The organism is Massilia scottii, assembly GCF_030846495.1.
In the GTDB taxonomy this organism is placed as follows: Bacteria; Pseudomonadota; Gammaproteobacteria; order Burkholderiales; family Burkholderiaceae_D; genus Telluria_A; species Telluria_A violaceinigra.
Map to the genome: position 1 here is coordinate 1 of NZ_JAVCWM010000027.1, position 25545 is coordinate 25545.

Sequence of the window (25545 nt, forward strand, 5' to 3'; positions counted from 1 at the left end):
AGAACTCCGCAAACGATTCCGACGTCGACATCTCTTCAAATATCACCGCCGCGCGCACATAGGTCGGGTTGTCGCCATTCGGCGCGACTTCCTTCACCTTGGCCAGCTCCTCCGGAATCATCGCACGCACCATATCGGCGGTGACCTTGCGGCCGTCGTCGAGCACACCCTTGGTCGAGCGAATCCACTGCCACACCTGCGAGCGGCTGATCTCCGCCGTCGCTGCGTCTTCCATCAGGTTATGAATCGGCACGCAGCCATTGCCGGCCAGCCAGCTGCCCAGGTAATGAATACCCACGTTGATGTTATAGCGCAGGCCCGCTTCCGTGATCGGCGCTTCCGGCTTGAAGTCCAGCAGTTCGGCCGCCGTCACCGCGATATCGGGACGCTGCTTGTCGATCTGGTTTGGTTTGTCGCCCAGGACCTTCTTGAATTCGCCCATCGCCAGTTCCACCAGGCCCGGATGCGCAACCCAGCCGCCGTCGTAGCCGTCGGTCGCATCGCGCGCCTTGTCGTTGCGCACGCCGCCCATGGCGATCTCGTTTTTCTCCGGATCGTTCTTGATCGGGATCAGCGCCGCCATGCCGCCGATCGCCGGGGCGCCGCGCTTGTGGCAGGTTTTCAGCAGCAGCAAGGCATAGGCGCGCATGAACGGCGACGTCATCGTCACTTTCGGACGGTCGGCCAGGCAGAAGTCCTTATCGAGCTTGAATTTCTTGATGCACGAGAAGATGTAATCCCAGCGGCCCGCATTCAGGCCGGCGCTGTGTTCGCGCAGCTCGTACAGGATTTCATCCATCTCGAAGGCGGCCAGGATCGTTTCGATCAGCACGGTCGCCTTGATGGTCCCCTGCGGCAGTCCCAGTTCCTGCTGCGTCATGACGAAAATATCGTTCCACAGGCGCGCTTCGAGGTGCGATTCCATCTTCGGCAGGTAGAAATACGGACCGGCGCCGCGCGCCAGCTGCTCTTTGGCGTTGTGGATCATGAACAGCGCGAAGTCGAAAATACCGCCGGAGACGCGCTTGCCGTCGACCAGCACGTGCTTTTCATCGAGGTGCCAGCCGCGCGGACGCACGACCAGGGTCGCGATCTTGTCGTTGAGCTTGTACACCTTGCCGTTCTGCTCGAGCGAGATCGTGCGGCGCACGGCGTCGCGCATATTGATCTGGCCCGTGATCTGGTTGTCCCAGTTCGGCGTGTTCGAGTCTTCGAAGTCGGTCATGTAGCTGTCGGCGCCCGAGTTGAAGGCGTTGATGACCATCTTGCGCTCGACCGGACCGGTGATTTCGACGCGGCGGCATTCGAGTGCCGGGGGAATCGGTGCGATTTTCCAGTCGCCGGCGCGAATCTGCGCGGTTTCAGGCAAAAAGTCGGGACGCTCGCCGGCGTCGAGCCGCTTGGCGCGCGCCACGCGCGCAGCGAGCAGTTCCTGGCGACGCGGTTCGAACGCGCGCGTCAGGCGCGCCACCAGGGCCAGCGCTTCCGGCGTCAGGATCTGGTCGTAGCCAGGCTTGATCTCGGCGCTGATTTCCATGCCGGCGGGGATATTGATACTCATGCGTGCTCCTGTAGAAGTAAAGAATGCAAAAAAATCGGCTGCGGCCAGTATAGGCGACCGTTGGCGTTTCATCTGTCATCCAGTATATTCACTAACTGGTAGCTAAACGAGACAAAAAATACATTCATCTGTGCGTTTTTGTCACAGATGAAAGGGAGTAGCACGTGGGGCAGTTCCGTCAGATTTCCACCTTCGTCGACGTCGTCGCGCGCGGCAGCCTGTCGGCGGCGGCGCGCGCCGAGGGCATCGCACCGGCCATGATCGGGCGCCGCCTCGATGCGCTCGAAGCGCGCCTGGGCGTCAAGCTCCTGCAGCGCACCACGCGCAAACTGGCGCTCACCGACGAAGGCGCGGCCTTTCTGGAGGACTGCCAGCGCATCCTGGGCGAACTCGAAGAAGCCGAATCGGCGGTCGCCGAACGCAGCGCGCGCGCCAGCGGCCACCTGCTGGTGTCGGCGCCGGCCGGCTTCGGGCGCCAGCACGTCGCACCCCTGCTGCCCTCGTTCCTGGCCGAGCACCAGGATGTCACGCTCAACCTGAACCTGAACGACCGCGTGGTCGATGTGGTCGGCGAAGGGGTCGATGTGGCGATCCGCATCGCCAGCCTGTCCGATTCGAGCCTGATCGGCGTCAAGCTGGCCGACAACCAGCGCGTGCTGGTGGCCTCCCCCGCCTACCTGAAACGCCACGGCATACCGGAAACGCTGGCCGACCTGGCGCGCCACAACTGCCTGGCGATCAGCAGCGAAGGCAGCCAGCGTGGCTGGACCTTCCGCGACAACGGCAAGCTGGTGACCCTGAAAGTGGCGGGGAACATGGTCTGCAACGACGGCGAAGTGCTGCACGACTGGGCACTGGCCGGCAAGGGACTGGCGTGGCGCTCGATGTGGGAAGTGGGAACGGAGATCGAAGCGGGCACCCTGTGCAAGGTGCTGGACCGCTTTGCGGCGCCCGGCAACGACATTTACGCGGTGTTCGCGCAGCGCCGCCACCTGCCCTTGCGCATCCGCGCCTTCGTGGACTTCCTGCGCCGCACCTACGCGCAGCCCGATTACTGGCGCACCTAGGCAACCCCAGGAACGCCATCGGCCCGCGCGAGGCGGGCCGACGAAAATCCGGACAAAAAAAATCCCCGGAAACCGAGGATTTTTTGTCGTTGACTCAGCGATTAGATTGGCTGAATGTTCGAAGCTTGCTTGCCTTTAGGGCCAGCGGTTACTTCGAAAGAGACGCGTTGGTTCTCTTGCAAAGATTTGAAGCCGTTCGACTGAATCGCCGAGAAGTGAGCGAACAGATCTTCGCCGCCTTCATCAGGAGTGATAAAGCCAAAACCCTTCGAATCATTGAACCATTTTACGATGCCAGTTGCCATTACAATTTCCTATTTCAGTTAAGTTGGGCTTACGCCCGTTTTAGATCGTTTGACGAAGCAAGAAAGAAATGACAGACAGACTGCACAACTACCTCGAATCACAACGATCCCGCATTATACCGAATAAAACACAAAAAACACGTCCTCTGCAAAATAAACTTCCCGGAAGCCGTAAAAATTCAGAATATCAACTTTTACGGCACCGGATTTGCAGCGGCAGTACGACGAATATAGAACATCGACACCGCCGAAGTTTGCGTTAGATCAAACGATACGCCCACTTGACCTTGCATGCGCGCACAATTGGCAAAAAAATACGTGCGCTGTCGTTTTCTTGCGGTTTCACAGAAATATCGACAAACGGTAGCTATCCAGGCCAGTGCCGTCGCCAGGGGCAGCCGCAGGCCGCTATGGCCAGCATGACAGGGGCACAGCGGCCGCGTTGCCGGCGTTCGCCTTACTCAGGCTGGCCCGGGTAGACAGCCGCCTTGGGGTCAAGCCGCGCCCACGCGATGTATTCGTCGAGCGCGTGCAGCCAGTCGTTCCAGTCCTTGGGCGCGATCAGCTCGAAGGCCATCAGCACGCGCAGGCGCTGCTCGAGCTGGCGCGCCTGGGCGCCGAACACGCGGAACCCGAACGTCGCCGCCGAGCCGGCGATGGTATGCAGGCTCTGATGCAGCTCCTTGACCAGGGCCGCATCGGCGGCGGCCGGGTCGAACCTGGCGCGCAGCTCCTCCAGGCGCGCCAGCGTGGCCGGCACGCTGGCGGCGAACTTCTCGTTGAGCGCGTGCAGGCGCGCAAAGAACTCCTGGTCGATCAGCGTGGCCATCGCGCGCGGCTTACTTGGTGCCGAAGATGCGGTCGCCCGCGTCGCCCAGGCCCGGCACGATGTAGGCATGCTCGTTGAGGTGCGAATCGAGCGAGGCCACATACAGCTTCACGTTCGGATGCGCATCCTGCACCACCTGCACGCCTTCCGGCGCGGCCACCAGGGCCAGGAAGATGATCTGTTCGTCGGTCACGCCGCGCTTTTTCAGCACGTCGATCGCATGCACCGCCGAATTGCCGGTGGCGACCATCGGGTCGCACAGGATGAAGATGCGGTCGGTGGTGTCGGGCAGGCGCACCAGGTACTCGACCGGCTTGTGCGTTTCCGGGTCGCGGAACACGCCGACGTGGCCCACGCGCGCCGACGGCACCAGTTCCAGCAAGCCGTCGCTCATGCCGATACCGGCGCGCAGGATCGGCACGATCGCCAGTTTTTTACCGGCGATGACGGGTGCGTCGATGGTCACCAGCGGGGTTTCGATCTGGCGCGTGGTCAGCGGCAGGTCGCGCGTGATCTCGTAACCCATCAGCAGCGTGATTTCCTTGAGCAGCTCGCGGAACGTGCGCGTGGACGTGTCGCGTTCGCGCATGTGACTGAGCTTGTGCTGGATCAGCGGGTGGTTGAGGATGAACAGGTTGGGAAAGCGAGGATCTTGTTTCATGGAGTTCGATTCGGTTATCGTTGTTGTGGCTTGTACCCGTATTATCCCGCAAACCGAGCGCTTGTCCGCATTTCGCGGGAATATTGTCGGGCCAGGTGTCAGAGCGGCAGCGCGCGCGCCAGGATCGCCGCGCAATCGACGCCGTCCGGCAGGCGCCCGAAAGCCCCGCCCACATCGAGCGCCACGCGCGAAGCGACGAAGGCCGCGCTCACAAAACCCGGCGCGTGGCGCAGCAGCAGCGCGGCCTGCACCGCGATCACGATGCGTTCGGCCAGGCGGCGCGCGCCATACTCGTCGCCCTGGGCGCCATCGAGGCCGGCCAGCAGGCGTTCGGTGAAAGCGTTGAATGCCGCGTTGGCGCTGCCGGCCAGCGCCAGCTCCCCCGCCAGCGCCGCGCGCGCCGCCGGCGTCTTGCCGAAGGCGCGCAGCAGGTCCAGGCACATCACGTTGCCGGAGCCTTCCCAGATCGAATTGACGGGAAACTCGCGGTACAGGCGCGCCAGCGGACCGTCTTCCACGTAGCCGTTGCCGCCCATGACTTCCATCGCCTCGGCGCCGAATGCGGGGCCGCGCTTGCACAGCCAGTATTTGCCGGCCGGGGTCAGGATGCGGCCCAGCAGCGCTTCGGCCGGATCGGCGGCGTTGTCGAAACAGCGCGCCAGGCGCAGCGCGAACGCGGTGGCCGCTTCCGATTCGAGGGCCAGGTCGGCCAGCACGTTCTGCATCAGCGGCTGCCCGGCCAGCGGGCGCCCGAAAACGGCGCGTTCGCGCGCGTGATGCAGGGCGTGCGTGAGGGCCGCGCGCATGATGCCGGCGCTGCCGATCACGCAATCGAGCCGGGTGTGCCCGCCCATCTCCAGAATCGTCGGAATGCCGCGTCCCACCTTCCCCACCGGCCAGCCGACGGCGTCGCAGAATTCGACTTCGGACGAGGCGTTCGAGCGGTTACCCAGCTTGTCCTTGAGGCGCTGCACGCGGATCGCATTGCGGCTGCCGTCGGGCAGGTAGCGCGGGACAAAGAAACAGGTCAGGCCGGCGCTGCCCGCGTCGTCGGTCCGGGCCAGGATCAGGTGGGCGTCCGACTGCGGCGCCGAAAAGAACCATTTATGGCCGACGATGCGCCAGGCGTCCGCGCCCTCCTCCCCGAAACGCGCGCGCGCCTCGCCCGCATCGAGCAAGGTGGCGCGGGTGGTGTTGGCGCGCACGTCGGTGCCGCCCTGCTTCTCGGTCATGCCCATGCCGATCAGGGCGCCGCTCTTTTGTTCGATCGGCAGCGAGCGCGGATCGTACTGGCGCGACAGGATCTTGGGCAGCCATTTGGCGCCGATGGCGCCGGCCTGGCGCAGCGCCGGCACCGAGGCGTAGGTCATCGTGACCGGGCACTGGGCGCCGTTTTCGACCTGCCCGAACAGCATATACTGGGCCGCGCGCGCCACCTGCGCGCCGGGCCGCGCCGCCTCCCACGGCGTGGCGTGCACGCCGGCCCCGATCATCAGCGCCATCAACTGGTGCCAGGACGGATGGAACTCGACTTCATCGATCCTGCGCCCGCTGCGGTCGACATGATGCAGCACGGGTTTATTCACATTGGCCTGGCGCGCCAGGTCGAGCACCTCGGCCCGCCCCAGCTGTCCGCCCAGCGCGTGCAGGGCATCGCCCGCCCACGCCGCCCCTTCGCGCACAAGCGCTTCCTGCAGCGCCGGATCGCAGCCGTACAGGTTGATATTCTCGAATGCGCTTGCCTGATTGAAAATGTCGTGGGTATCGTAGGGGTTCATGGTTCTCAACGGGTGCGGGCCCCGAAAATATTGCGCAAAAGCAGCATAATCCAAGTGCGCGCACCCCCGAAAAGCTCAGGGTGAGCGACAATAGCAATCCGGGCCGGAAAAACGGCGGCGTGTCGCGCTACAGCCTAGCCCAAAGGCGAAAACGGGGCAAGAGTTGCTTTCCCGCCCGTCTGGCACCCCGCTATTTGCGTTCGCTCAAGCAACATTAAATGATGCACCGCACCGGCGATTTTTGATGCATCCTAGAATCTTTCCGTGCCACATTGGATAGCGATTTGTTAAACTAGACCAGGCCGGCACCCGGCCACCGGCGGCAAGCCACACTACGAAGGTAACGATTTCACAATGCGCTCCAGTGCCCCATCAGTTCTCCACGGCGATACGGCCACCGAGCTTGACCAGTTCATGGAAGCGGCCGGCGACATCGTGTTCCGGCTCGACGCGGCGGGCCGGATCGTCTCGGCCAGCGAGCGCACCCGGTCCCTGTTCGCGCTGCAGGGCGCCGCTGCCACGCTGCTGTCGCTGGCGCCCGAAGTCGACCGGGCCGCGCTGCGCGCCGCACTGCTCGATGCCGGCGCCGCGGCCCAGCCCACCCGGCTCGACGTGCGCCTGCACGCCGGCAGCAAGGATGTCTGGTTCGAGCTGCGCCTGGGCCGCCTGCAACGATGCGGCGACGCCGCCCTGCTGGTGGTGGGGCGCGATATCTCGGCCCAGCGCGACACCGAGGAACGCCTGCGCCACCTGGCCACCCACGACTCGCTGACCGAACTGCCCAACCGCCTGCTGCTGTCGGACCGGATCCGCATGGTGATCGCCCACGCGCGCCGCTCGGGCCAGAATTTTTCGGTCGCCACGATCGGCCTCGATGGCTTCAAGAAGGTCAACGATGGCCTGGGCCACCCGGTCGGCGACGCCGTGCTGCGCATCGCCGCGGCGCGCCTGCGCAAGACCCTGCGCGACAGCGACACGCTGGCGCGCATCGGCGGCGACGAGTTTGTCGCGGTCCTGCCGGGCACCTGCACCGAGGCCCAGATCAAGCTGGTCACGGGGCGCCTGCTGGCCACCCTGCAGGCGCCGTTCGAGGTCGACAAGCACACCATCTACATCGGCGCCTCGATCGGCCTGGCGCTGTTTCCCGAGCACGCCGAAGATGAAGTGCAGCTGGTCGCACTGGCCGACGCCGCCATGTCGCGCGCCAAGGAAACCGGCAAGGCGCGCTGCCTGGTCTACAGCCCGCGCACCAGCGGCCCGCCGGAACACGACATTTCGCTCGAAGCAGCCATGTTCCAGGCCGTGCGCGAAGGCGAATTTTTGCTCTACTACCAGCCCATCGTCGACGCCCCCACGCGCCGCATCCAGGGCTTCGAGACCCTGATGCGCTGGAAGCACCCGACCCTGGGCATGGTGCCGCCGGTGCGCTTCATCCCCATCGCCGAGACCAATGGCCTGATCAACCTGCTCGGTGCCTGGGCCCTGAAGGCGGCCTGCGTGCAGCTCAAGCAGTTCGAGGAAGTGGCCAAGCGACCGCTGTACATCTCGGTCAACATCAGCCCGCGCCAGTTTCGCAACGATAAATTCCTCGAGGTGCTGGACCATGCGCTCGCCTTTTCCGGCATGAGCGGCAGCCAGCTGGTCCTCGAAATCACCGAAGGAACCCTGATGATCGACCCCGTGCACGCAGAATCGATCCTCGTCAAGATGGCCGAGCGACAGGCGCGCATCGCCATCGACGATTTCGGCACCGGCTATTCCTCGCTGGCGTACCTGAAACGCTTCCCCATCTCGGTGCTGAAAATCGACCGCGCCTTCGTCAAGGACTTGCCCGACGCGCCCAAGGATGGCGCGATCTGCAACGCGGTGCTCGACCTGGCCAAGCACCTGGGCCTGTCGGTGGTGGCCGAAGGCGTGGAAACCGAGGCGCAGCTCGACTACCTCGACCAGCGCGGCTGCCAGTACATCCAGGGCTACCTGACCGGCAAACCGATGCCGGCCCACGCGGCCATGGCCGCCCTCAGGGAAGACCTGTACGCGTCCCTGATGCCGATCGAACCGCAGGCGGGGATACGATGACTGCCGGCGCACTGCTCCATCCCGCTGCGCCCGGCCCGGCCAGCGCCGACGCCACCCTGAACCAGTTGTGGGAACGGGTGCGCCGGCGCGGCGACATGCCCGGCTTCGCCAAGGCCATCAGTTCCATTCTCGGCGCCATGCGCGGCGAGGACGAGCATCAGTTCAGCATGGCGCAAACGGTGCTGTCGGACCCGGTCCTGACCCAGAAGGTTCTGCGCCTGGCCAACAGCGGCATGTATTCGGCCTTCGGCCAGCGCATCAACACCGTCACCAAGGCGGTGCTGGTGCTCGGCACCGAAGCGATCGGCCACCTGGCGCTGGGCCTGAAGCTGATCGAGGAACTGACGCGCGCCTCGCCCGATTCGGCCATCGCCCACGTGGAGATGGAAAAGGCGGTGCTGGCCGGGATGGTGGCGCAGCAGGTCGCCGCCAGCGCCGCCGCGCGCGACTCCGAAGAAGCGGTGGTGTGCTCGATGCTGCACACGCTCGGGCGCATGATGATCACCTTTTACATGCCGGAACGCTGGACCGCGCTGCAGGCGGTCGGCGGCACCGGCGGCGAAGACGCCGCCGCGCCGCCGGTGCTCGGCCTGACGATGGAAGCGATCGGGCGCGCCGCCGCCGAACACTGGGGCTTGCCGAAAAATCTGATCAACGGCATGCGCCGGGTCGAGCCGGCCGAGCGCGGCGACGCGTTCACGCACGAAGACTGGCTGGCCGCGGTGTCGACCATGTCGTCGCAATGCGCCAGCTCCCTGTGGAACGACGACGAAGCGGGCGCCGCCAACGTGCGCGCGCTGGCCAGCAGTTTCTCGTCGATGCTGGGGGTCGCGCCGGACCATCTGATGAGCGCCATCGAAAAAGCCAAGGAGACGGCCGCAAGCGACCTGTCGATCGCGCCGCTGGCCAAGCCGGCCGAGAAGCGCGAAGCCGACATCGCCACGCGCCGCATGCGCGCCGAGGGCAACAAGGTGCTCCTGTCGGGCGTGTCCGACATGCGCGACGTCGTCGCCACGGCCAACCCGGGCCAGATGATGTCGATGGCGCTCGAGACGGTGTACCAGGGCCTGACCTTTTCGCGCGCCGTGGCCTTCCTGCGCAACCGCCGCGAGAACAGGTACGTCGCCAAGATGGGACTGGGCGACGGCGTCAAGGACCTGATCGGCGGCCTCGGTTTCGACGATACCTACAGCGCCAACGTGTTCCATGCCTCGCTCGGCAGCGACCGCGTGATCTTTGTCGAAAACGCGCACGACACCAAGTTCGCGGCCAAGCTGCCGCAGTGGTGGAAGGATGCGCTGTCGGGCGGGCGCAGTTTCGTGATCCTGCCGCTGTCGTCGAATGGCCAGCCGGTCGGCTTCATCTACGGCGACTGGGACGACAGCTTCCCGGCCATCCACCTGAGCCAGACCGAATTCGCATTGCTCAACGACCTGCGCGCGCTGATCGTCAAGACCGTGGTGCGCCGCCAGCAGGTGGAAACGGCCGCCGCGGCAGCCAAGCCGCGCTGATCAGGCCGCCTGCCTGCGCGCCAGGTGCAGGGTCTGGGTCGGGTAGGCGAACTCGATTCCCTCCTGGGCGAAGCGCCGGAACAAGGCCAGGTTGATGCCCTGCTGGATATCCATGTAGGCATCGTAATCGGCGCTCAGCACGTAGTACACGATTTCATAGATCAGCGCCGAGTCGCCGAACTCCTTGAAATGGGCGCGGTCGAAACGGGCCTCGGCCTGGGCCCCGACGGCATCCTCGACGATCTTCGGAATCGCCTGCACCTGCTGCTCGGTGCTCTGGTACGTCACCCCGATGGAAAAGGCGATCCTGCGCGTCTGCATGCGCTTGTAGTTGTGGATCCGGGCCTTGAGCAGGTCGCTGTTGGAAAAAATGATCTGCTCGCCGCCCAGGCTGCGCAGGCGGGTGGTCTTCAGGCCCACGTATTCGACCGTCCCGGCGCTGCCGTCGACGATGATGAAGTCGCCGATCACGAACGGCTTGTCGAGTACGATCGAGAGCGAGGAAAACAGGTCGCCCAGGATATTTTGCAGCGCCAGGGCCACGGCGATGCCGCCGATGCCCAGACTGGCGATCAGGGTGGTGATGTTCACGCCCAGGTTATCGAGGATCATCAGGGCGATCACCAGCCACAGGGCGGTGCGCGCGATGAAGCCCAGCGCCGCGGTCGAGGTGGTGGCCGCCACGTCGTCGCCGCTGCGGCGCTGGCGGTAATGCTCGAGCCACTCGCGCACCCCGGTGTCGCCCCAGCGCGCGATCTGCAGCAGCAGCACCACCACCGCCGCATGCGAGACGATCGTGATGGCGCGCGGCGGCAGCGCCAGGGTCAGGCTGCCCAGGTACAGGCCGGCCAGGATCAGGAACACGGGGTGGGTCGCGGCCAGCACGGCCACGGCCACGTCGTCGAGATAGGTGGCGGTGCGTACCGCGATCGCGCCCAGGCGGCGCACGAGCAGCGCCTTGAGCGCGCCCAGCAGGGTCGCCGCCAGCGCCGCCACTGCCAGCGCAATGCCCCAGGCCATCAGGCCAATGCCCCAAAAACTAATTGTCAACATGCATCGATTCCTTTCCCTGAATTGCCGTTTGCAAGGCGCGCTTGCGCGCCGGCGCGGGGCGCCAGTAGAATTCGCACGGCTGGCCCTGGTACTGGTGGCCGACGATGGCCGCGCGCATGCGCTCGTCGTCGCCGAACAGCACCGGCACCTGCGAGGTGTAGTGGCGCAGCAGGCGCAGCTTGCCTTCGACGTCGACCGGCACCGAGAAGCGCTCGGCCGGTGCCAGCTGCAGGCGCGCCATGGCCGCCTGCGGGCCGTCGGCGTCGCCGCGCCCCATGGCCGGATCGGCCACGTAGGGGAAATCTTCGTAGAACAGCAGGCCGGCCCCGGCCGCCGCCAGGCGCAGCGCCACGCGCGCCGTGATCTGGTGGTCGACATGGTCGCCGATGCCCAGCGGACTGACCAGCAGGATCGGCCCCAGGTCCAGGCAGATGCGGCGCAGCAGCAGATACAGTTCCTCGATATAGGCGGCGTCGTCGGTGTGCGGCGCGATCCAGCGCTCGCGCGCGCTGCGGTAGATCAGCTTGTTGGTGTGCGCGCTGCGCCGGTAGATCGAGTCCGGAAAGCTCAGGTGCACGAATTCGGCCCGGATCGAATGCATCGCGGCGATATCCTCGCTGCGGCGGATGCGCGGGCTGACGTGGCCGCGCCGCGCCGGCACCTTGCTGACGCTGCCATCAGGCGCAACCGGCGCCGGCGGGTTGCCGCTGCAGATGGTCACCACCAGGGTCGAGACCCCCTGCAGCGCGTGCAGCAAGCCGCCGCAGCTCAGGGCCGCATCGTCGAGGTGGGGCGAGAGGATCACCACGCGTTCGTAGGCATCGAAGTCGAGGCCGTCGAGCAAGGCGCGCGCGCTCATGCTTCCCACCCGATCAGGTCGCCGTAACTGGTGCGCGCACGCGCCAGCATGCGCGCCGCCAGCGCGGCGTCGCCCACCAGCGGATTGGCGGCCAGCGCGGCGATGCGCGGTGCCAGGGCCGCGCTGGCGGCGGCGCCGGCGGACAGGCGCTGGTAGCGTTCGAGCGCGCCCATCAGCGGCGCCAGCGAGGCCGGCATGGCCGGCACCGGCGTGCGCGCGATGCCGTCCTTCGACAGGCGCACCCGGGTCTCGATCACGGTGTCGTCGGCGAACTGGGCGGTGGCGCCGCGGTTGGGCAGGTTCAGCACCAGTTCCAGCGGTTCGGCCGCGAAGAGCGCACGCATGACCTTGACCGCCATGTCGCCGAAGCCGGCCGAGCCGCGGTAAAAACGCAGCTGCGGCCGGGCCGCTTCGGCCTCTTCGGCGAAGTGCGCGTAGTAGCGGCCCAGCGAGGCGGCCACCACGTCGCTGCGCGGGCCGACCCGGCGCGCCTGTTCGACGAACGCCTGCGGGTACAGGTAATACGGCAGGTAGGAGTTGGGCCAGCCCCGCCCTTCGGCGCGCGCCATCTCGAGCGCGTACGTAAAGCGCAGCTGGTGTTCCTCGTCCAGTCCGGGCGGGGCGGCCAGGCCGGGCCCCAGCGCGCCACATGGTTCGGCGCCGAAGCCGACGTCCTGGTACCAGGTGGCGTGATTCAAGCCGTTGCAGGCAAAGCCCGGCGTGCCGGCGGCGCCGAGCGCGTGGCCGAGCGCTTCGAGGTCTTCGTCGGACTGGTCGCACATGCCGATCACCGGCACCAGCGCCTGGTCGGCCAGGGCCTGGGTGACGATGTTGCTCGGATTGGTATAGTTGAGCAGGATCGCGCCGGGCGCCAGGCGCGCCATCGCCGCCCCCACCCGCAGCGCCTCGGGCACCGAGCGCAGGGCATAAAAGAAGCCGCCCGGGCCGACCGTTTCCTGGCCCGGGATGTCGAATTCGAGCGGCAGCGTCTCGTCGATGCGGCGCGCCGCCAGTCCGCCCGGCCGGGTCGAATTGAGCACCAGGCCGGCCCCTTCGAGGGCTTGTTCGAGCGTGGCCGCCGGCGTGACCGTGAACGGGGCGCCGGCGCTGCGCGCCAGGTTGGCGCACAGGCGCGCCACCACGTCGAGCCGCCCGCCATCGGTGTCGTACAGGCGTACCGCGCGCAGCGGCAGTTGCGCCGCCTGGGCAATCAGGGCCTGCATCAGGCCCGGCGTGTAGGCGCTTGCTCCGCCCAGTACTGTCAATATCGTCATTGCATCTCCCCGGCCATGGCCGCGATGCGGGACGGCTCCTCGAGCACGCCTCCGCGTTGGTTCATCATGCGCGCCGCCGCCGCCGTCGCCAGGCGCAGGGCCGGCTCGGGCGCGGCGCCACGCGACAGGGCCGCCAGCAGGCCGGCGCAAAAGGCGTCGCCGGCGCCGGTGGCGTCGAGCGGCTCGGCCGGCGCGGCGGCCACGTGCAGCGGCGCGGCGCCGAAATAGCCGCTCGCGCCGGCCGCGCCGCACGTGACCACCAGCGCGCGCGCCGCCCCGGCCAGGCGCACGGCAGCTTGCGGCACCGAGCCGCACGCGGCCTCGGCCTCTTTTTCGTTCAGTACCAGCACATCCCAGGGCGTGCCGTCCAGCTGCGCCAGGGCCGCCAGGCGCTGCGGGGCCCAGCTGCCGCTGACGCAGACCTTCGCCCCCTCGCGGCGCGCGGCCGCCAGCGGCGCGGCCAGCCGCGCCGCTTCTTCCAGGCCGGGCACGTGGATCCAGGCCGCCTGCGGCAGGCGCGCGACCCGGTCCAGCGCGGCGTAGGCGGCGCTGCTGAGAAAGGCGCGCTCGCCGGCGCTGGCATATACCAGCGAGACGGCCGGATTGTCGGGCGCGCCCCAGCCGTGCAGGGTGATGCCGAGGCGCGCGGCCAGCGCGCCCAGCGCCAGGTCGGCCAGGCCGGCGCCCACGGGCGCCGCCAGGCTCACGCGCAGCCCCAGGGCGGCGGCCACGCTGGCGCTGTTGACGGCGCCGCCGAAGCGAAGCGCGATGGCGTCGACGAACACCTCGGTGCCCGGCGCCGGCGGCGCCGACGGCGGCACGAAAATGTCGAGATAGGCCATGCCGGCCACCAGCAGCTCGCTCATGCGGCCGCCAGGGCCGGGGCCAGCGCCGGCGCGTCCGCGCCGCTGCGCGCCACCGCCGTGATGAATTCGTCGCCCCAGCGCGTCACGTCGTGCTCGTCGACGATGGCGGCCATGCGCGCGGTGCGGTAGGCCGCCTCGTCGCCCCCCATGGTCAGCGCCTGGTGCAGGGTGGCCGTCATCGAGGCCTGGTCGTAGGGATTGGTCAGCAGCGCGCCATGCAGCTCGACGGCGGCGCCGGCGAACTCGGACAGGATCAGCACCCCGCTCTTGCCCTGGGCGCGCTTGGTGGCGACGAATTCCTTGGCCACCAGGTTCAGGCCGTCGCGCAGCGGGGTGATCCAGGCGATGTCGCAGGCGCCGTAGTGGGCCACCACCTCGGCGAACGGCAGCGAGCGGTAGAAATAGCGCACCGGCACCCAGTTCAGGGTCGAGAAGCGGCCGTTGATGCGCCCCACCGTGCGGTCCACTTCCTCGCGCAGGCTCTCGTAGATTTCCATGCCCGGCGCGGCCGGGGTAATGATGTTGAGCAAAGTGACGCGCCCGGCGTGTTCGGGATGCTGTTCGAGCAGGCGCTCGAAGGCTTGCAGCTTTTCCAGCGACCCCTTGACGTAGTCGAGCCGCTCGACCGAGACGATGCCGGTGACCCCGTTCAGGTAGGCGTCGATCTCGGCCATCCCGGCTTGCACCTCGGCGCTGGCGACCAGTTCGCCCACCAGCGCGGCATCGGTGCCGACCGGATGGGCGCCCAGGCCAACCTGGCGCCCGCCAACGTCGATGCAGGTGGCCATCTTGTCGACCCCGAGCGCGCAACCGTAGGTCAGAAAGCGCGGTGCGCACGACACCGTCTCGAGTACTTCCATGGGCGCGAACGAGCGCACCGCGTCGACGAAGTTCTCGACGTAGCGCGGGATGTGAAAGCCGACGTAATCGCATTGCAGCAGGCTGCCGATGATGTCGCGCCGCCATGGCAGAATATTGAATACGTCGCTCGACGGAAAGGCGGTGTGGTGGAAAAAGGCGATCTTCAGGTCCGGGCGCAGCGGGCGCAAAAAGGCCGGCACCATCCACAAGTTGTAATCATGAATCCAGGCCACGGCACCTTCGGCCGCCTCGCGCGCGGTCTGCTCGGCGAACAGGCGGTTAACTTCCAGAAAGCGCTCCCAGTGCGCCTGGTTGAACTCGGCCTTGTCGGGAAAGGAAAAGATGATCGGCCAAAACGCTTCCTTGGAAAACTTTTTGTAGAACAGGTCGATATCTTCCGCGCTCAGGGCGATGCGGGCCGCGTCGAGCTGGGGATAGCGGGCCGGATCGACCCTGGCCCGGCTGACGAAACCGTCCGGATTGCGGCTTTCCTGCTGCGACCAGGCCACCCACGCGCCGGGCCGGCCATCGGCGAAAAAGCGCAGCAGGGTCGGGATGATGCCGTTGGGGCTTTTCGGGCGTTGCTGGCGCACCACGCCGTCGACGCACACTTCATCGTACGGCAGGCGGTGATACACCATCACCAGTTCGGCCTGGCCGCGCTGGTCGATGCGCGCCTGGGCCGCCGCCATGGTCTCGACCAGGGTGCCGTGATGGGCCAGTCCCTGCAGGATGCCGCCGCAGCCCTCGTGCGAGGCGAGGTGCACGCGCGCCATCTTGCGCACCCGCTCGGCCAGGGCCGGTTCGGCGCCGCCGACCACGATGCCGCGAAAACCGGCTTCGAACATCGACAAATCGTTCAGGGTGTCGCCGGCGACGACCACCGAGGCCGGGTCGATGCCTTCAGCCTGCACCAGGCGCGCCAGCGCGGGGCCTTTGCCGACGCCGCGCGGCAGCACGTCGAGGTAGCGTCCGGCCGAAAACAGCAGGTCGCAGCCGAGCGCCTCGACCGCCTCGCGCAGCGCCGCCGTGATGCCGCCTTCGTTGACGAAAAACGAGCAGCGCCGTTCCTGCGGCACCTGTTGCAGCTGCAGATGGGGAAACGCCGCCAGCGCCTTCATCACCACCTGGGCACCGGGCCAGTGGGCGGCGATTTCATGGTGCAGCGGCTCGACCGGACGCAGGTCGCCGTGGACGATGGTGGCGCCGACGTCGGCGATGATGTAATCGGGCAGCGGGATGGTCGGATCGCTCAGCAGGGGAATCACCGATTCGAGGCCGCGTCCGGTAATGAAGACCAGCTTGGCGCCGTCCAGGCCGCCGCTGAACAAGTCGCGCACGCGGCGCCGGGCGGCGGCGGTGCCTGCCAGCAAGGTGCCGTCGAGGTCGGTTGCCAGCAGCAAGGGCCGGGAAATTGACGGGGAGGTCCACTGAAGTGGCGATAAGATAGACATGGCAAAGCATCCTTCGAAACGATGTGTCCGGCGCATGGGTTGGGTAGCGGCGAACCAGGGTCGAAGCGCGAACATCAGGGGCAAGGGGCCCGATTCGCGCGGGGCGGAGGGCAAGAGTCGGGACGCGCGGCGCCGCCGGCATCTTGCCAGGCGATGAGAGCAAACAACGGCCAGGATGGCACGCCGCCTTGCCTGAAGAACTACTACAGCAAGATTAAGCGGCGCTTAACTCTCGGAAAGCTTGCGAATTATATCACGCCGCCGCACGCCGCATTTCAATCGTGCGCCCCGTTGCGCGGGCAGCCGCCCTGCGCGTGTGCGCTACAACCGCATCGAAACGGGCGCCCGCGCGATCGACCTGGTCGAAGCGGAAGACTTCCCCGTCACCGCCATGCGCGATCCGGCTTACCGTTCGACCTTCGTCTACGGCAATGTGATTGTCAAGAACGGCGACCATGGCAGCGTCATCCACTACGGCGGCGACCACTTCTATAGCGCTGCTGGCAATACCTGGGGCGAGCCGATTTTCCGCAAAGGCACCTTGTACTTCTTCAATAACACGGTGCACATGACGGGCGCGAATGTGTCGCTGTTCCAGTTGTCGGCCACCGAAGAGACGGCCGAAGTGCGGAATAAGGTGTTTGTCGCCGCGCCAAGCGTGACGGCCTTCAGGATGCGTTCGAATTCGGGCGTGGGTCCGGGCTGGACCGCGGGCGGCATCGTCAACCTGGGTAAAAACTGGGCGACGACGGGCTGGCGCGACGGCGCCGTACCCGGCCAGCTGAACGGCCAGGGCAATATGCTGTCGGGCAGCGCCGCGCCGCAACGCGCTGGCCCATCCGGTCCGGTGGCAGCTCAAGCCAGGCATCGCCCCGCGTGAGGTCAATGGCGCCGCGATCGACCTGGGCGCGGTCGAAAAATAAGACCGGCCCGTGTGCGCCGGCGGCGCGGCCTTACGCGATGTCCGGCGTATCGACCCGCACGTCGCCGCACTGGGCGCGGTGCATCAGCGCATGGTCGATCAGCACCAGGGCCAGCATGGCTTCGGCGATCGGCGTGGCGCGGATCCCCACGCAGGGGTCGTGCCGGCCGAAGGTCTCGACCATCACCGGATTGCCCGCCTTGTCGATCGAACGGCGCGGCGTGCGGATCGACGAGGTCGGCTTGATCGCAATCGACACCGTAATATCCTGGCCGGTCGAAATGCCGCCCAGTACGCCGCCGGCATTGTTACCGACAAAGCCTTCCAGGGTCAGCTCATCGCCATGCTCCGAGCCGCGCTGGGCCACCGAGCGGAAACCGGCGCCGATTTCCACGCCCTTGACCGCGTTAATGCCCATCATGGCGTAGGCGATGTCGGCGTCGAGCTTGTCGTAGATCGGCTGGCCCAGGCCCACCGGCACGTTTTTGGCCACCACATCGATGCGCGCGCCGATCGAGTCGCCATCGCGCCGCAGTGCATCCATGGCCGTTTCCATGCGCGCGATCAGGCCGGCGTCGCCGCTGGCGGCAAAGAAGGGGTTGTTCGGCACGTGTTCCCACGCCTCGAACGGCACCGGAATGTCGCCCAGCTGGCTCATGCAGCCCATGAAGACGGTGCCGTACTGCTCGTGCAGCCATTTCCTGGCGATCGCCGCCGCCCCCACCACGGGCGCCGTCAGGCGCGCCGAGGAGCGCCCGCCGCCGCGTGGATCGCGCACGCCGTACTTGTGCCAGTAGGTGTAGTCGGCGTGGCCGGGCCGGAAGCTCTCGACGATATTGCCGTAATCCTTGCTGCGCTGGTCCTGGTTGCGGATGATCAGCATGATCGGCGTGCCGGTGGTCTTGCCTTCGTACACGCCGGACAGGATCTCGACCGTGTCGGCTTCCTGGCGCTGGGTGACGTGGCGCGAGGTGCCCGGTTTGCGGCGGTCGAGGTCGGGCTGGATGTCGGCTTCGGACAACACCAGGCCGGGCGGGCAGCCATCGATCACGCAGCCGATGGCCGGTCCGTGCGACTCGCCAAACGTTGTAACGGTAAACAGCTTGCCAAAAGAATTGCCGGACATGATAGGAAAGTGAGTGGCGGAAAAGCCAATTCTACCAGCCCGCGCGCTTTTGCTGGCGGCACCGGCCAACCGCCGCCCGGTCGCTGCCGAGCTGACTGAGCATTTTATCAACCCGCTTGGTGCGTTGTGCAATTTCTTTTTCTTATCGTTAATAGATACAGTCAGCCGAATTCGTGGCATCCTGTTGGAAAGCAGTGCTTGTTCCGCAATCTGTGTCGCCCTGTCCGCATGGATATGCGTTACTGTAACAATTGGACGTATACTGGCGACGCGTCATTACCGAGAAACGCCTGGAGAAGCGACACATGCCCCCATCGAGCACGCCCTTGGACCACCTTGAGGACGACCACGACGACCTGGTATTTTTGGAGGAACATCCCGCGGCGCCGGTAGCCGGGGGTGAGAACGGTGTTTGGCGCGTGATGATCATCGACGATGACGAAGACGTGCACTCGACCACCACCTTCGCCCTCGGCAACCTGGACATGCAACAGCGTCCGCTCGAATTCGTGCACGCCTACTCGGCCGGCCAGGCGCGCGAAATGCTCAAGCACGAACACGACATCGCCGTCATCCTGCTCGACGTGGTGATGGAACAGGACGACGCCGGCCTGCACCTGGTGCGCTACATCCGCGAAACGCTCAAGCTGGCCGACGTGCGCATCATCCTGCGCACCGGGCAGCCGGGCTACGCGCCCGAAATCGACGCCATCCGCGATTTCGACATCAACGACTACAAGACCAAGTCCGAACTGACCCGCATCAAGCTGTTTACGACGGTGACGGCGGCGATCCGCTCGTACCAACAAATCCGCGCGATCAGCGCCAACCGGCGCGGCCTGGACCTGGTGGTGCGCGCCAGCACCGAGCTGATGGCGTTGCACGGGGTGCAGAACTTCGCCGCCGGCGTGCTGGCCCAGATCGCCGACATCCTGGGCGTGGAGCCGAACGGCGTGCTGTGCGTGCAGGAGTGCCCGGACGGGCGCTGCCGCGAACTGCACATCATCGCCACCGCCGGCGCCTACCGCCGGCTCGGTGCCGGCAACCTGACCGCGCTGGAGGACGCCACCGTCGCCACGGCCATGGAGCGCACCCTGGCCCAGCGCCGCAACATCTACGAGCCAGGCACCGTCACCCTGTTCTTCGCCGGGAAATCGAGCCGCGATTTCGTCGCCTGCCTGGCGCCGGGCCGCGCGCTCGGCGAGATCGACCAGCGCCTGCTCGAAGTGTTTTGCAGCAATGTCGCCGTGGGGCTCGATAACGTCGAACTGGTGACCCACCTGCACAATGCGGCCTTCTACGACCAGCTGTCCAAGCTGCCCAACCGCACGCGCCTGGTCGAGATCCTCGACGCCACCATGGCCGGGCCGGCGCGCAACGACGCCACCCTGTCGCTGGTCGACCTCGACCACTTCGCCGAAACCAACGACGCGCTCGGGCACCAGTTCGGCGACATGCTGCTCGTCGCCGTGGCCACCCGCCTGCAGCAGCGCCTCGGCCAGCAGCTCACCGTGGCGCGTATCGGCGGCGATATTTTTTCCGTGCTGGGCGACGCCGAGGCGGTCAATCCGGTCCGGATCCTGGAGCTGTTCGAAACGCCCTTCTCGATCGACGGCCAGGATGTGCAGCTGTCGGCCACCCTGGGCCTGGTGCGGCTGTCGGAACACGACGGCAGCGGCGCCGATGCGCTCAAGGATGCCGACATCGCCCTCAAGCGCGCCAAGAGCCAGCAGCGCGCCGGCCACTTCTATTTTTCGCGCAGCATGGGCGTGGAAATCCGCGAACGCGTGCGCATGATGCACGCGCTGCGCACCGGCTTCGCCAAGGGCGAGCTGTTCGTCGTCTACCAGCCGCAGATCGACCTGGTGGCGCGCCGCCCGGTGGGCGCCGAAGCGCTGCTGCGCTGGCAGACCGCCGACGGCACCTATATTTCGCCGGACCGCTTCATTCCCATCGCCGAGTATTCGGGCCTGATCATCGACATCGGCGAGTGGGTGCTGCGCAGCGCCTGCCACGAACTGGTGCGCCTGCGCGAAGCCGGGCACCGCCAGTTCACCATGTCGATCAACGTCTCGCAGGTGCAGTTCCGCCATCCGTATTTTCTTGACATGCTGCGCTCCGCGCTGGAAGAAACCGGGGCGCCGCCGGAATTCGTCGAACTCGAAATCACCGAATCGATGGCGATGGAAGAGCCGGACCTCCTGATCAAGATGCTGGCCCAGATCAAGCACACCGGCGTATCGATCGCGATCGACGACTTCGGCACCGGTTTTTCGTCGCTCTCGTACCTGCAGCGACTGCAGGTGGACCGGCTCAAGATCGACCGCGCGTTCGTCACCGAAATCACCAATTCGGCGCGCGGCAGCAGCATTGCCGAAATGGTGATCCAGCTCGGGCGCAACCTGGGCCTGTCGGTGATCGCCGAAGGGGTCGAGGACGAACGCCAGGCCGAGATACTGCAGTCGCTCGGCTGCCCGCTGGCGCAGGGCTTCCTGTTCGCCCGGCCGATGGCCACCACGGCGCTGTACGAGTGGCTCAACGACGAAGCCCTGCCCGGCTGCGCATGATGCAGGTGACGGTCGACATCACCAAACGCGATGTGTTCCTGGTTTCGCTGGCGATGATTCCGCGCCTGAAGGGCAACTGGATTTTCATGGGCGTGCTGGCGCTGGCGATCTTCGTGCTGGTGCTGGTGACGCGCACGCCGGACAATCTGTACTCGCTGGGCGTGGCGGCGGTGGCCGCGCTCGGGGGCGCCCTGGGCGGGGGGCTGTCGGCCCTGACCATCAATATCGCGACCATGCTGCTCAAGCTCGATGCCGGCAATCCGATGCTGGGGCGTCACCACTATGCGCTGACCGACGCCGGGCTGGAGCGGCGCGCGGGCAACCAGGACAGCATGCGGCCATGGGCGGCGATTGCCTCGGTGGGCCGGCTGGGGGGATATATCCTGTTCCGGCTGGAGGGGAACGGCATTTTCGTGCTGCCGCGCCGCGCATTCAGTAGCGGCGAGGCGTTCCAGGCGTTCTGGGAACGGGCCGGGGCGCTTAAAGCTGCGGCCTGAACGGCAAGCACCCGCCCACCGTCGCCTCCGAAGTATCCTAGCAGCAAGCAATCGTTGCACGTCGGCAACAGCGCCCCTTCCCCGCACCGTAATCGCACCGTGCGCGCCTGCGTTCACGTAATATCGACTCCATGCTTTGCAATGGATGGGGCGCCAACTTGAATGAATGCATGAGGATGAACACTTCGCGGTGCTCCCCAAGCCTGGCGCGGCGCGCCTGGCGCGGCTGTGCACTGCTCTGGCTCGCCTGTCTCGCCCTGAGCGGACCGGCCCTGGCGCTCGATCCCGACAAAGCCTTCCACCACTTCGTGCGCACCAGCTGGTCGATCCAGAACGGCTTGCCGCAGATCAGCGTGCAAGCCGTCACCCAGGATCAGCAAGGCTACATCTGGGTTGCTACCCAGAATGGCCTGGCGCGCTTCGACGGCGTGCGCTTCACCACCTATTCGCCGGAGAACCAGCCGGGCCTGGCCGGCGTGTGGATCCGCAGCCTGATGGCCGACAGCGCCGGGCGCGTCTGGATCGGCACCTACAAGGGCCTGACCCTCTACGAAAACGGCGTGTTCCGCATCATCCCCGCCGCCGATAGCACCCAGTTCCCCATGCTCGACATCCATGCCGTGGCCGAAGACCAGGGCCGGCTGGTGGTGGCCACCACCAGCGGCGTGTTCGACTACGAGGGCGGCAAGCTGGTGCATCGTCCCGGCAGCCCGGCGCCGGCCACCGCCCTGCTCAAGAGCGCCGACGGCATCTGGATCGGCGGTACCGGCGGCATCTTCCACAGCAGCGGCAAACACACCGAACTGATACCGCTGCCGGCCGGCCTGCGCCATGGCGTGGTCACGCGGCTGGCCGAGGCGCAAGGCAAAATCTGGGCCGGCACCAGCGTCGGCCTGTTTGCGCGCGCCGGCGGCGTGCTGGAAGCGGCGGGCACCGAGCCCGTCTTGCAAAACTCGCCGACCACCATGCTGTACCAGGACAGCGACCGCAACCTGTGGGTTGCCAGCAACGCCGGCATGGCGCGCATCCGCAACGGCAAGACCACCGAAGTCATTCCCGACAAGAACCCGGCCGCCTTCAAGGGGGTGCTGGCCGCCTTTGAAGACCGCGAGCGCAACCTGTGGCTGGGCAGCCAGTGGCAGGGCCTGGTGCGCCTGTGGAACGGCTCGACCCGGCGCCTGGCCGCGGCGGAAGGCTTGACCGAACCGATCGTCTGGTCGCTGGCACGCGCGCCGGACGGGCGCACCTGGGTCGGCACCAGCGACGGCCTGAGCGTGTTCAGCGACGGGCGCTTCCGCCATGTGCTGTCGGGCAGCGAGCTGCCGCATCCGCACGCCTACAACCTGCTGGCCGACGCCGACCGCATCTGGATCGGCACGCGGCGCGGCCTGGCGCTGTGGCGCGACGGCAAAGTCGAGACGCCGGCCCTGTTCGCGCCGATGGCCGCGGCGCAGATCAACGGCATCGTGCGCGACCGCACGGGCGTGCTCTGGTTTCCGACCAGCGAAGGCGTATTCCGGCTGGAAGGCGCCACGCTGACCAAATACGGCAAGAACGAGGGCCTGCGCGACGTGCGCGCGCGCCAGGTGCGCGAACTCAAGGACGGACGCATGCTGGTGACCACCCAGGACGGCTTGTACGAACTGCGCGGAGAACGCATGGTGCAGATCGGCCTGGACAGCGGCTTGCGGCCCGGGATGGACATAACCGCCATCACCGAGCTGAAAGACGGCGCGCTGGTGCTCGGCACGCTGACCGAGGAAATCTACCTGTTCAACGGCCGCCGCTGGCACAAGTTCGGCAGCGCCGAGGGTTTTCCGCCGAATGCGTCGTTCTTCCTGACGGAGGACGCGGCCGGCTATCTGTGGTCGGCCGGCCTGCGCGGCATCCTGCGCGCCCCGCTGGCCGACATGCGCCGGGTCCAGAACGGCCAGGCCAAAACCGCCTCCGGGGAGATGCTTCTCAACGAACGCGGCGACCGGCGCAGCGGCGAGCAGGGTTTCTGCTGCAACGGCGCCGGCACTTCCAAGGGCTTCATGGACCCGGCGGGCACCCTGTGGCTGCCCAGCCGCGATGGCGTGGTCACGCTCGACACCATGGGCATGACCAAGAACATGACGGCGCCGACGGCCGTGATCGAACGCGTGCGCGTGCTCGACACCTGGCGCGACATCCGCCACGGCCAGGGCGGCGCCCTGCGCATGCGCGAAGATGCGCGCGACCTGGCGTTCGAGTTCACCGCCCTGAGCTTCCAGGACCCGGCCAGCGTGGTGCTGCGCTACCGCCTGCACGGCTACGACAAGGACTGGCGCGAACTGCAGGCGGGCGCACCGCGCTCGGTCAACTACACCAACCTGCCGGCCGGCTCGTATAGTTTCGAGGTCAAGGCCAGCAACAATGCCGATGTCTGGAACAAGCTGCCGGCGCGCCTGGACTTCCTCATCGCGCCGCATTTCTACGAGACCAGCTGGTTTTACGGACTGCTGCTGGCCTGCCTGGGCGGCACCGTGTACGGGGGCTTTCGCCTGCAGCGCCATGCTCACGAAAAGCAGCGCGCCGCGCTCGAGCAGCAGGTGGCCGAACGCACCGAACAGCTGCATGTGGCCAACCGCGCGCTCGAACTGGCCAGCCAGACCGACCCGCTCACCGGGCTGCACAACCGGCGCTACCTGAGCAACCAGATCCCGGCCGACCTGGCCTTCTACGAGCGCGAAAACAAGCGCACCGGGTCGAGCGACAACACGCTGCTGTTCGCGCTGGTCGACATCGACCACTTCAAGCGCATCAACGACACCTACGGCCACCGCGCGGGCGACCGCGTCTTGCAGCAAGTGTCGGACGTGCTGCGCGCCCAGGTGCGGGTGGGCGACTACATCGTGCGCTGGGGCGGCGAAGAATTCCTGCTGGTATGCCGGCCCAGCACGCGCCAGTTCGTGCCGGTGCTGGGCGAGCGGATCCGGCGCGCGGTCGCCAACCACGTCTTCGACCTGGGCGACGGCATCCAGGTGTCGCTCACCTGTTCGGTGGGGCTGGCCGAGAGCGGCCTGTATCTGGACGACAGCAAGGGCGTCAGCTGGGAACATCTGGTGGAACTGGCCGACGCCGCGCTGTACTGGGTCAAGGCGAATGGCCGCAACGGCTGGAGCGCACTGCGGCCCAAGCCCGATGCCGACAACCGCGAGCTGATCGAAAAGCTGCACCTGGGCGCGCAGGCGATGTTAGACACCGGCCGCGCGACCCTGATCAGTTCAGGCGACCAGCTCACGCCGGCGCAGGCGGCACTGGCCGAGTCGAACGACCCGGCGTGAACAGCTTGATCGTTTAGTGAGCATCGACGCGCGTCGATGCAGGCGTTCAGAACTTCAGGATGTCGCCATCGGCCGGAATGCGCACGCGGTCCCCGATGCCGTGTTGCTTGACATGCTCCCTGAGTTCTTTCCTGCTCACCGTCATGTGGTTGATCGCATCCATATGCGTGGCAATAATGGTCGCGTTCGGCATGAGCTGGTAGGCGTGAAGCACATCGTCCTTGCCCATGATGATGGACCCGCTGTAGCCGACCATGCGGGCGTCGCCGGCATTGATAATGATGATCTCGGGCTTGAATTTTTCCAGGGTCTGGTCGACCTCGGCGCGCCATACGGTGTCACCGACGATGTAGACGGTTTTCGCGCCAGGCGCCTGGAAGACAATCCCCATCGCTTCACCGAGCGCTTCGGCCACCGGCGCCTTGGCGTACATCTCGTCGGTCCCGTGCTTGCCGCCGGTCCTGGTCAACTGCACGCCTTCGAACACGGTGTCCTCCCCGAGGATGCGGACATTGGTGAAGCCCTGTCCGCGAATCAGTGTCGCATCGGCTTCATGCTGTACGAACAGAGGCAGCGTTTTAGGAATGAACTGGTGAGCGCCGCCGTCCCAATGGTCGAGGTGAGTATGACTGACGATCACCGCGTCGACGCCCTTCATGATCTCTTTCACCGATATCGGCAGCTCGACCAGCGGGTTGCGCAGCTGGCTGTTGAACGTTCCCGCGAAGCCGGGGTAGGTGCCCTTCCTGGCCAGGAACGGGTCGACCAGGAAGGTCTTGCCTGCAAAGCTGATCTTCGCGGTGGCGTTACGGATTTGCTGCACCTGCACCGTTTGCGTGGCCGCTGCCGAGGCGCCGCTGGCGGCGTGGGCGGGTACGGTTGCCGTGCCAAGGGTCAAAGCCAGGGCGATCACTAGGGTTTTTACTCGTTGCATTTTGCTACTCCATGTAGGTGGTGTTCGGTAGGC

General features: G+C 66.5%; 19 protein-coding genes. 7 read left to right on the forward strand and 12 right to left on the reverse strand.

Going from position 1 to position 25545, the window contains the following annotated elements:
* A partial coding sequence (aceB, locus tag RBA41_RS26930; RefSeq protein WP_306627434.1) for a malate synthase A occupies positions 1-1561 on the reverse strand: 1561 nt, incomplete at its 3' end.
* A 164-nt stretch (positions 1562-1725) separates the two neighbouring features.
* On the opposite strand from aceB, the gene RBA41_RS26935 reads away from it, so the two are divergent.
* Entirely contained in the window at positions 1726-2628 is a 903-nt protein-coding gene (locus RBA41_RS26935; protein ID WP_306627436.1) for a LysR family transcriptional regulator, read from the forward strand.
* A 101-nt stretch (positions 2629-2729) separates the two neighbouring features.
* Here RBA41_RS26935 and RBA41_RS26940 read toward each other — a convergent pair whose 3' ends face one another.
* The 4 genes from RBA41_RS26940 to RBA41_RS26955 form a co-directional block, all read right to left on the reverse strand.
* Positions 2730-2933, reverse strand: coding sequence for a cold-shock protein (locus RBA41_RS26940; RefSeq protein WP_010398811.1), 204 nt, complete (start codon positions 2931-2933; stop codon positions 2730-2732).
* A gap of 457 nt (positions 2934-3390) precedes the next feature.
* Complete coding sequence (locus tag RBA41_RS26945; protein WP_306627437.1) at positions 3391-3762, reverse strand: Hpt domain-containing protein; 372 nt, start codon at positions 3760-3762, stop codon at positions 3391-3393.
* 10 nt (positions 3763-3772) lie between these two features.
* The gene (upp, locus tag RBA41_RS26950) at positions 3773-4423 is read right to left on the reverse strand and encodes a uracil phosphoribosyltransferase (RefSeq protein ID WP_054267939.1); all 651 of its coding nucleotides are present in this window, start codon (positions 4421-4423) and stop codon (positions 3773-3775) included.
* A gap of 98 nt (positions 4424-4521) precedes the next feature.
* The gene (locus tag RBA41_RS26955) at positions 4522-6201 is read right to left on the reverse strand and encodes an isovaleryl-CoA dehydrogenase (protein WP_306627439.1); all 1680 of its coding nucleotides are present in this window, start codon (positions 6199-6201) and stop codon (positions 4522-4524) included.
* A 354-nt stretch (positions 6202-6555) separates the two neighbouring features.
* Here RBA41_RS26955 and RBA41_RS26960 point away from each other — a divergent pair, with 354 nt between their 5' ends.
* Positions 6556-8280, forward strand: a complete 1725-nt coding sequence (locus RBA41_RS26960) for a putative bifunctional diguanylate cyclase/phosphodiesterase (protein ID WP_306627441.1) — start codon at positions 6556-6558, stop codon at positions 8278-8280.
* Positions 8277-9791 carry an HDOD domain-containing protein gene (locus RBA41_RS26965; protein WP_306627443.1) on the forward strand — a complete coding sequence of 505 codons (1515 nt, stop codon included), beginning with the start codon at positions 8277-8279 and terminating at the stop codon, positions 9789-9791. Before RBA41_RS26960 ends, RBA41_RS26965 begins: the two co-directional genes overlap by 4 nt.
* Here the strand turns inward: RBA41_RS26965 and RBA41_RS26970 are convergent, their stop codons facing one another.
* From RBA41_RS26970 to ggpS, 5 genes are read right to left on the reverse strand one after another with little or no spacing between them, the layout of a single operon-like run.
* Positions 9792-10844 (reverse strand): mechanosensitive ion channel family protein, encoded by a 1053-nt coding sequence (locus RBA41_RS26970; protein WP_306627444.1) that lies wholly within the window; start codon positions 10842-10844, stop codon positions 9792-9794.
* Entirely contained in the window at positions 10831-11703 is an 873-nt protein-coding gene (locus RBA41_RS26975; RefSeq protein ID WP_306627445.1) for a PIG-L deacetylase family protein, read from the reverse strand. The genes RBA41_RS26970 and RBA41_RS26975 overlap by 14 nt, the downstream gene beginning before the upstream one ends.
* Positions 11700-12977: a family 4 glycosyl hydrolase gene (locus tag RBA41_RS26980; protein WP_306627446.1), complete on the reverse strand. Its 1278-nt coding sequence runs from the start codon at positions 12975-12977 to the stop codon at positions 11700-11702. Before RBA41_RS26980 ends, RBA41_RS26975 begins: the two co-directional genes overlap by 4 nt.
* Positions 12974-13843, reverse strand: a complete 870-nt coding sequence (locus tag RBA41_RS26985) for a carbohydrate kinase family protein (protein ID WP_306627447.1) — start codon at positions 13841-13843, stop codon at positions 12974-12976. The genes RBA41_RS26980 and RBA41_RS26985 overlap by 4 nt, the downstream gene beginning before the upstream one ends.
* A complete protein-coding gene (ggpS, locus tag RBA41_RS26990) occupies positions 13840-16158 on the reverse strand; it encodes a glucosylglycerol-phosphate synthase (protein ID WP_306627449.1) in 2319 nt (772 codons plus the stop codon). Before ggpS ends, RBA41_RS26985 begins: the two co-directional genes overlap by 4 nt.
* 316 nt (positions 16159-16474) lie before the next feature.
* Here ggpS and RBA41_RS26995 point away from each other — a divergent pair, with 316 nt between their 5' ends.
* Entirely contained in the window at positions 16475-17038 is a 564-nt protein-coding gene (locus RBA41_RS26995; RefSeq protein WP_306627451.1) for a hypothetical protein, read from the forward strand.
* Between the two features lie 73 nt (positions 17039-17111).
* Here the strand turns inward: RBA41_RS26995 and aroC are convergent, their stop codons facing one another.
* Positions 17112-18206, reverse strand: a complete 1095-nt coding sequence (aroC, locus tag RBA41_RS27000) for a chorismate synthase (RefSeq protein WP_306627453.1) — start codon at positions 18204-18206, stop codon at positions 17112-17114.
* A gap of 305 nt (positions 18207-18511) precedes the next feature.
* On the opposite strand from aroC, the gene RBA41_RS27005 reads away from it, so the two are divergent.
* The 3 genes from RBA41_RS27005 (at position 18512) to RBA41_RS27015 (ending at position 24578) form a co-directional block, all read left to right on the forward strand.
* Positions 18512-20773, forward strand: coding sequence for an EAL domain-containing response regulator (locus RBA41_RS27005; RefSeq protein WP_306627455.1), 2262 nt, complete (start codon positions 18512-18514; stop codon positions 20771-20773).
* Complete coding sequence (locus RBA41_RS27010; RefSeq protein ID WP_306627457.1) at positions 20770-21270, forward strand: YcxB family protein; 501 nt, start codon at positions 20770-20772, stop codon at positions 21268-21270. The genes RBA41_RS27005 and RBA41_RS27010 overlap by 4 nt, the downstream gene beginning before the upstream one ends.
* Positions 21271-21446: 176 nt before the next feature.
* On the forward strand, positions 21447-24578 hold the full coding sequence (locus tag RBA41_RS27015) for a ligand-binding sensor domain-containing diguanylate cyclase (protein ID WP_306627459.1): 3132 nt from the start codon (positions 21447-21449) through the stop codon (positions 24576-24578).
* Between the two features lie 46 nt (positions 24579-24624).
* On the opposite strand, the gene RBA41_RS27020 is transcribed toward RBA41_RS27015, so the two are convergent.
* Positions 24625-25512, reverse strand: a complete 888-nt coding sequence (locus tag RBA41_RS27020; protein WP_306627461.1) for an MBL fold metallo-hydrolase — start codon at positions 25510-25512, stop codon at positions 24625-24627.
* Between the last annotated feature and the right edge of the window lie 33 nt (positions 25513-25545).